The 7,433-nt window shown below is 63.5% G+C and carries 7 protein-coding genes and 1 pseudogene; all 8 read right to left on the bottom strand.

Annotated elements, in window-relative coordinates; translation table 11 throughout:
- Nucleotides 1–733, bottom strand: a 733-nt coding sequence (hflK, locus tag RT028_RS19375) for an FtsH protease activity modulator HflK (RefSeq protein WP_312936968.1), incomplete at its 3' end; no start/stop codon positions are given.
- A 96-nt stretch (nt 734–829) separates the two neighbouring features.
- Nucleotides 830–2,131, bottom strand: coding sequence for a ribosome rescue GTPase HflX (gene hflX / locus RT028_RS19370; protein WP_312936966.1), 1,302 nt, complete (start codon nt 2,129–2,131; stop codon nt 830–832).
- A gap of 12 nt (nt 2,132–2,143) precedes the next feature.
- A complete protein-coding gene (gene hfq, locus RT028_RS19365) occupies nt 2,144–2,404 on the bottom strand; it encodes an RNA chaperone Hfq (RefSeq protein ID WP_312936964.1) in 261 nt (86 codons plus the stop codon).
- A gap of 95 nt (nt 2,405–2,499) precedes the next feature.
- A complete protein-coding gene (gene miaA / locus RT028_RS19360) occupies nt 2,500–3,471 on the bottom strand; it encodes a tRNA (adenosine(37)-N6)-dimethylallyltransferase MiaA (protein ID WP_312936963.1) in 972 nt (323 codons plus the stop codon).
- A gap of 1 nt (nt 3,472) precedes the next feature.
- The gene (gene mutL, locus RT028_RS19355) at nt 3,473–5,365 is read right to left on the bottom strand and encodes a DNA mismatch repair endonuclease MutL (protein WP_312936961.1); all 1,893 of its coding nucleotides are present in this window, start codon (nt 5,363–5,365) and stop codon (nt 3,473–3,475) included.
- A complete protein-coding gene (locus RT028_RS19350) occupies nt 5,362–6,798 on the bottom strand; it encodes an N-acetylmuramoyl-L-alanine amidase (RefSeq protein WP_312936959.1) in 1,437 nt (478 codons plus the stop codon). The genes mutL and RT028_RS19350 overlap by 4 nt, the downstream gene beginning before the upstream one ends.
- An 11-nt stretch (nt 6,799–6,809) precedes the next feature.
- On the bottom strand, nt 6,810–7,283 hold the full coding sequence (gene tsaE / locus RT028_RS19345; RefSeq protein ID WP_312936957.1) for a tRNA (adenosine(37)-N6)-threonylcarbamoyltransferase complex ATPase subunit type 1 TsaE: 474 nt from the start codon (nt 7,281–7,283) through the stop codon (nt 6,810–6,812).
- A pseudogene (locus RT028_RS19340) lies at nt 7,271–7,433 on the bottom strand (NAD(P)H-hydrate dehydratase); the annotation flags it as partial. The pseudogene RT028_RS19340 and the gene tsaE, both read right to left, overlap by 13 nt.

Genomic DNA, 7,433 nt, shown 5'->3' with positions numbered 1-7,433 from the left:
CGAAGGCTTCCTGCACTTCACGCGGGGCTGCCGCGCTCTGCACGTTGACCTGGGTCACGGTGATACCGGTGCGGTAGGTGTCGAGGAAACGCTGCAGGCGCTCGCGGATGTCCACCGCCATCTGCTCACGGCCTTCGGTCAGGACCTGGTCCATGGAGGTGGAACCCACCACGTGACGCAAGGCACTGTCGGTAGCGTGTTGCAGGCTGATTTCAGGCTGGTCGACGTTGAGCACGAAGTCTTGCAGGTTGGTGATCTTGTACTGCACGGTCAGCGGTACTTCGACGATGTTCTCGTCTTCGGTGAGCATCTGCCCCTGCTTGGTATACGCACGTTCACGCGTGACGTTTTCCATGTACTTGCGATCGATGGGCGGGAAGTAGATGTTCAGGCCAGGCCCCACGGTCTCGTGGTACTTGCCGAAGCGCAGCACGACGGCCTGCTCCTGCTCGTCGACCACGTACACGGCGCTGTACAGCCAGATAGCCGCCAGTACTGCCAGGCCAATGCCCAGCAAGCCCAGACCGCCACCCTTGCGCGTGTTGCGGTCACCGCCGCCACTGCGTTTCTTGCCACCACCAAACATGCCATTAAGGCTGTCCTGCAGCTTGCGGAAGGCCTCGTCGAGATCCGGTGGGCCTTTTTTATCGCCACCACCACCGCCGCCGCCACCGCGCCGACCGCCCCAGGGATCTTGATTGTTCGAGTTGCCACCCGGCTCATTCCAAGCCATAGCGCTCTCCATCTGATAAAGCAAAGACGCGCCCACGGCGCGCCGTCCAATGCTACAGAATGCCTGATATCACTGCCCGGAGACTGCAACGGGCATTTATTGCAAAGTGTGTTGTTCAACGAACGCCTGGGGTTCGTGCCCATCCCGACTGACCAGCCGGTTGAGCTCGATCCACGGTAACCGCACGCTCAGCAGGCTGCTGCCGTCTTCATCGTGATCTTCGCTCTGCACTGCGCCCAGCGTGAAGAACTGAGCACGCAAGCGAGCAAATTGCTGCCCAAGACGCAAGGTGCCGACGAACAGGTCATGCCCCAGCAGCTCGGCAATCGCCTGGCCTACCAGCTCCAGGCCACGCCCATCACGGGCCGATACCCAGACCCGTTCCGGCTTGCCATCGGCATTGCGCTGGATCTGCGGCTCAACGCCTTCGAGCAGGTCGAGTTTGTTATACACCTCGAGGATCGGCAAGCCTTCGGCACCGATCTCGCCCAGCACGGCCAGCACCTGCTCGATCTGCTCCATGCGCTCGGGCTCATGGGCATCGATGACATGCAGCAGCAGGTCGGAGTTGCTCGATTCCTCGAGCGTGGCGCGGAACGCCTCGACCAGTTTGTGCGGCAGGTGACGAATGAAGCCCACGGTGTCGGCCAGCACGATCGGCCCAAGGTCCTTGAGCTCCAACCGGCGCAGCGTCGGGTCAAGGGTGGCGAAGAGCTGATCGGCGGCAAACACGTCCGAGGCCGTCAGCGCGTTGAACAGCGTCGATTTGCCGGCGTTGGTATAGCCCACCAGCGACACCGAAGGGATGTCGGCGCGGCGTCGACCACGGCGCGCCTGCTCACGCTGGCTGCGCACTTTCTCAAGACGCGACTTGATCTGCCGCAGGCGTACCCGCAACAGACGACGGTCGGTTTCGAGCTGGGTCTCGCCCGGGCCGCGCATGCCGATACCGCCTTTTTGCCGCTCAAGGTGGGTCCAGCCGCGCACCAGACGCGTACTCATGTGCTCAAGCTGGGCCAGTTCGACCTGCAACTTGCCTTCATGGGTACGGGCGCGCTGGGCAAAGATATCGAGAATCAGACCCGTTCGGTCCAGTACACGGCACTCGAACACGCGCTCGAGGTTGCGTTCCTGACTGGGCGTGAGGGTGTGATTGAAGATGACCAGATCGACATGCTCGGCCTTGACCAGGTCGCGCAACTCCTCGACCTTGCCACTGCCGATCAGAAACTTGGCCGTCGGCTGATGACGCATCACCGTCGACAGCTGGACGATTTCAGCGCCAGCCGACAGTGCCAGCTCCTGAAACTCCTGCGGGTCTTCGCGCGCCTCAGGGTTCTGACCTTCCAAATGAACGAGCAACGCCCGTTCACCACCACCGTGGCGCTCAAAGAACAATGCGGGCTCCTATCAGGCGTTGCCTGGTTCGCTATCACCAGACTCGGCATCGGTCGGGCTTGGCAGGCGCACGGGACGCGCTGGCACAACCGTGGAAATGGCGTGTTTGTAGACCATCTGGCTGACGGTGTTCTTCAGCAGCACGACGAACTGGTCGAAGGATTCGATCGAGCCCTGCAGCTTGATCCCGTTGACGAGATAGATGGAAACCGGGACCTTTTCTTTTCTCAAGGTATTCAAGTAAGGGTCTTGTAGCGAATGCCCTTTTGACATATGCCGCACTCCTGTAAGGATCAATAATAGGAAATCAGAAAAAAACTACGAATTTCGCCGACCCTTCGCAAGAATAGCCGGCAATAGGCAGGGACTCAGCTCAATATGGAGACGCTTCCCAGGTATTTCAAGGTGCGGGACAGATTGTCGCAGGCCAGGCTGTCCAACCAGTGCACATCGGACCATCCGCGCAACCAGGTGAACTGCCGTTTGGCCAGTTGGCGCGTGGCGATGATACCGCGCTCCTGCATCTCATTCTCATCCAGTTTGCCGTCGAGATGATCCCAGACCTGTCGGTAGCCCACTGCCCTTATGGCAGGCAGGCCGGCGTGCAGATCGGCTCGCGCTCGCAGCACTCGGACCTCGTCGACGAAGCCCTGTTCCAGCATCTGGGAAAATCGTAACGCAATTCGCTCATGCAAAATGTGACGATGTGTAGGAGCGATCGCCAAACTCGCGACAGTATAGGGTAAATGCCCCGTTGCGCCTGTGTCTGAATCGCGACTTTCAGCCAATTGACGCTGCCGATGCGCGGTCATGCTCAGGCCACTCACGCGGTAGACTTCCAAGGCACGTATCAGGCGCTGCGGGTCGTTGGGATGGATACGCGCGGCAGACTCAGGGTCGACCTCGGCCAACTGCCGATGCAGCTCACCCAGGCCCTGCTCAGCCACGACCTGCTCAAGCTCGGCGCGGACCTGCGCATCGGCCGCCGGCATGTCCGCCAGCCCTTCCAGCAATGCCTTGAAATACAGCATGGTGCCACCCACCAGCAGCGGAATATTGCCGCGGGCGGTGATGTCAGCCATGGCCTGCAAGGCATCCCGGCAGAACTCGGCTGCCGAATAGCTCTGCGCCGGGTCGAGGATGTCGATCAGCCGGTGCGGATAAGCCGCCAGGGTGGCGGCATCGGGCTTGGCAGTGCCGATGTCCATGCCGCGGTAGACCAGCGCCGAATCGACGCTGATCAGCTCACAGGGCAGATGGCGCGTGAGCTCGATGGCCAGGTCGGTTTTCCCGGCCGCCGTCGGGCCCATCAGAAATAGTGCGGGGGGCTTGCCACTCATGTCATCGACCGCGAAGGAATAGTTTGTCCAGATCGTCCAGGCCCATCTGGGTCCAGGTCGGGCGACCGTGGTTGCACTGGCCGCTGCGTTCGGTGTTTTCCATGTCGCGCAGCAAGGCGTTCATCTCCGGGATGGCCAGACGGCGGTTGGCACGGATCGCGCCATGGCAGGCCATGGTCCCGAGCAGCTCGTTCAGGTGCGCCTGAATGCGGTCGCTGGTGCCATATTCCATCAGGTCAGCGAGCACGTCCTGCACCAGGCGGTTGGCCTCGGCCTGCTTGAGCAGCGCCGGAATCTGCCGGATCGCCAGGGTTTCCGGGCCGAGCCGCTGCAGCTCGAAGCCCAGGCGCTGGAACCACTGCGCATGCTCTTCGGCGCAATCGGCCTCGCGCTGGCTCATCGCCAGGCTTTCCGGCACCAGCAGCGGTTGACCACTCAGGCCCTCACTGGCCATCGCCACTTTCAAGCGCTCGTACATGATCCGCTCATGGGCGGCGTGCATGTCCACCAACACCAGGCCAATGGCGTTCTCGGCCAGGATGTAGATGCCCTTGAGCTGCGCCAGGGCGAAGCCCAGCGGGGGGATGTCGCCTTGCTGCTCGGGCAATGCCGCCGTACCTTGCGCGGCGTTTTCGAGCGGGGCGAAATACGCCTTGTAGACTGCACCGGCTTCGGCAACCGGCAGAGACTGCGACGTGCGCGGCGTGTACTGATAGCCGTGACCGGCGCCACCCGCAGGTGCCGAGTAAGGCTGCGCCCTGGGCTGTTCCAGGCTTGCGGCCGAGAGGCGCATTTCCCCCTGGCCACCGAATTCACCGGCCTGCAAGCCTGTGGGCTTGACGATTTCGCTGGCGGCGGCCGGCGCGGCCAGCTGATCCTCCGGGCGTACCTCGGCAATTGCCCGATACAACGTGCTGTAGAGAAAATCATGCACCATGCGCCCTTCACGAAAGCGCACTTCGTGCTTGGTCGGGTGCACGTTGACATCGACGCCGCTCGGCTCGAGCTCCAGAAACAGCACGAAGGTCGGATGCCGGCCATTGAACAGCACGTCGCGGTAAGCCTGGCGTACGGCATGGGCTACCAGCTTGTCGCGCACCGCGCGGCCGTTGACGAAGAAGTATTGCAAATCGGCCTGGCTGCGCGAGAACGTCGGCAGGCCGACCCAACCCCACAGCCGCACGCCGTTGCGCTCGACATCCACCGGCAATGCCTGTTCGAGAAAGCCTGGGCCGCAGATGGCGCCGACGCGTCGCGCGCGACTGACTTCATCGGGTGCCTCGTGCAGGCTGAGCACGCTCTTGCCGTTATGCCGCACATGGAAGCCGACATCGAAGCGGGCCAGGGCCAATCGGCGGATCACTTCCTGCAGATGGTCGAATTCGGTTTTCTCGGTCTTGAGAAACTTGCGCCGGGCCGGGGTATTGAAGAACAGGTCACGCACCTCCACCGAGGTACCGACCGGGTGCGCCGCCGGTTGCACGCGAGGCGACATGTCCCGGCCTTCGGTCTCGACCTGCCAGGCCTCAGTGGCACTGGCGGTGCGCGAGGTCAGGGTCAGGCGGGCCACGGAGCTGATCGACGCCAGCGCTTCACCGCGAAACCCCAGGCTGAGCACGCCTTCGAGGTCTTCGAGTTCCCGAATCTTGCTGGTGGCGTGGCGTGCCAGCGCCAACGGCAGATCGTCTGCCGAGATGCCGACGCCATCGTCGCGCACACGCAGCAGTTTCACCCCACCCTGCTCCACCTCGACGTCGATGCGCCGCGCGCCAGAGTCGAGGCTGTTTTCCAGCAGTTCCTTGGCCACCGACGCTGGGCGCTCGACCACCTCACCGGCCGCGATCTGGTTGGCAAGCCGCGGGCTGAGCAGCTCGATGCGTGACCCGCCGCTCATTGCTGCGACGCCAGCGTGGTCGCCGGAATGTTCAGGTGCTGGCCGACTTTCAGTTCATCGGTCTTGAGGCCGTTGGTCGAGCGCAGGCTGACTTCGCTGACCTGATAACGCACCGCGAGCATGGCCAGGGTTTCGCCGGGGCGCACCGTGTGGTCGCGCGGCCCCTGGGCGATCTTGCCGCTGTCACGCAGCCAGGCAATGTAGGTGCCCGGCGGCGGATTCTGCTGGAAGAACTGCCGCAAGCCGGTATGAATGGAACGCGCCAGGGCCTGTTGATGGCTACTGGACGCCAGCTTGGCCGCTTCGTTGGCGTTGGAGATGAAGCCGGTCTCGACCAGAATCGAGGGGATGTCCGGCGATTTCAGCACCATGAACCCGGCCTGCTCGACACGCTGCTTGTGCAGCGAGGTGACACGGCCCATGTTGCCCAGCACCTTCTGCCCCACATTGAGGCTGGAACTGAGCGTGGCCGTCATCGACAGGTCGAGCAGCACGCCGGCCAGCATGCGGTCCTTGTCGTCCAGACTGACATTGCCGGCGCCGCCGATCAGATCGGAGCGGTTTTCCGTATCGGCCAGCCATCGAGCGGTTTCGGAGGTGGCGCCGCGATCGGACAGGGCAAACACCGACGCGCCGAACGCCGCCTTGGACGGCGCAGCATCGGCGTGAATCGAGACGAACAGGTCAGCCCCTTTCTTGCGGGCGATCTCGGTACGCTTGCGCAGCGGAATGAAGTAGTCACCGGTACGGGTCAGCTCGGCACGAAAGCCGCGCTCGGCGTTGATCTGGCGCTGCAGCTCCTTGGCGATCTGCAGCACGATGTCTTTCTCGTGCTGGCCACGCGAGCCGGAGGCCCCCGGATCTTCGCCGCCGTGGCCGGCATCGATGGCCACGACGATGTCGCGCTTGCCGCTGGGCACCGGCGGCAGCTTGATCTGCGGCTGGGCTGGGGTCACGGGCACGGCAGGCGTGGTGATCGGCGGTATGACGGTCGGCACCGGGGGTGGCGTCGGGTTGCTCGCCGCGATGGCATCGGACTCCTGGTCATACAGGTCGACCACCAGGCGATTGCCGTACTGGGCATTGGGCGCCAGCGTGAAACTCTTCGGGGTGACCGACTTTTTCAGGTCGATGACCACACGCAGATCGGTAGGCGTGCGCTGCGCGGTGCGCACGCTGGTAATCGGGGTGTTGGAGGTTGATGCATTCAGCGCCCCGCCGAGGGTGGCGCCATTGATGTCGATCACCAGCCGGTCGGGGGCGCTGAGGGTGAACACGCTGTGCTGCACCGGGCCGGACAGGTCGAAGACCAGCCGCGTGTTATCGGGCGCGCGCCACAGGCGCATGCTCTTGACCTGCGTGACGGCCAACGCTTCCAGGGACACCGCGCTGAGCAACAGCCCGACCACGGCGACCAGTGCGCGTATGCGCATACCTACCCCACTCACTTATGATTGTCGGCGGCCAGAGCGGCACACCATGCTTCGCCACGAGAGCCCTGTGGCGTCAGGACCAGGGAGCGTCCGCCCGCCTGGGGGCTCATGGTAATGGTCAGGTCAGGCTTTGGCAAAATGCCCGCACCCTTTTCTGGCCACTCGAACAGACACAGGGCATCGCCTTCGAAATAGTCACGAATGCCCATGAACTCTAGCTCTTCTGGATCGACCAGGCGGTAGAGGTCGAAATGATAGGCGCGCAGTGCGCCGATCTCGTAGGGCTCGACCACGGTGAAGGTCGGGCTTTTCACCGCACCCGTGTGGCCCAGGCCACGGATCAGGCCGCGCGACAGCGTGGTCTTGCCCGCGCCCAGGTCGCCTTCGAGGAAAATGATGCCATGGCCGCCGGTGACTGCAGCCAGGCGGGCGCCGAAGGCGACGGTGGCCGGTTCATCGGCGAGAAAAAGGGTTATGCCTGACACGTAGAATGTTCCTCCAACAACGCTCGAATGACCGGTATCACATCGCTTGCCGCCAGCCCCCTGCCCTGCGGCCCCAGCCGCTCACCGGCGCAGGCGTGCAGCCAGACGCCCAGCGTGGCCGCCTGCCACGGCTCCAGGCCCTGGGCCAGC

Origin of the sequence: Pseudomonas sp., assembly GCF_032058845.1 — a bacterium.
Classification (GTDB): Bacteria; Pseudomonadota; Gammaproteobacteria; order Pseudomonadales; family Pseudomonadaceae; genus Aquipseudomonas.
This window is presented reverse-complemented; position numbering and strand designations above follow the sequence as displayed.

What these genes read in the sequence shown, in the direction of transcription:
- hfq (WP_312936964.1), bottom strand. Translation starts at nt 2,404, where the DNA reads ATGTCAAAAGGGCATTCGCTACAAGACCCTTACTTGAATACCTTGAGA.
- miaA (WP_312936963.1), bottom strand. Translation starts at nt 3,471, where the DNA reads ATGAGTGGCAAGCCCCCCGCACTATTTCTGATGGGCCCGACGGCGGCC.
- mutL (WP_312936961.1), bottom strand. Translation starts at nt 5,365, where the DNA reads ATGAGCGGCGGGTCACGCATCGAGCTGCTCAGCCCGCGGCTTGCCAAC.
- RT028_RS19350 (WP_312936959.1), bottom strand. Translation starts at nt 6,798, where the DNA reads ATGCGCATACGCGCACTGGTCGCCGTGGTCGGGCTGTTGCTCAGCGCG.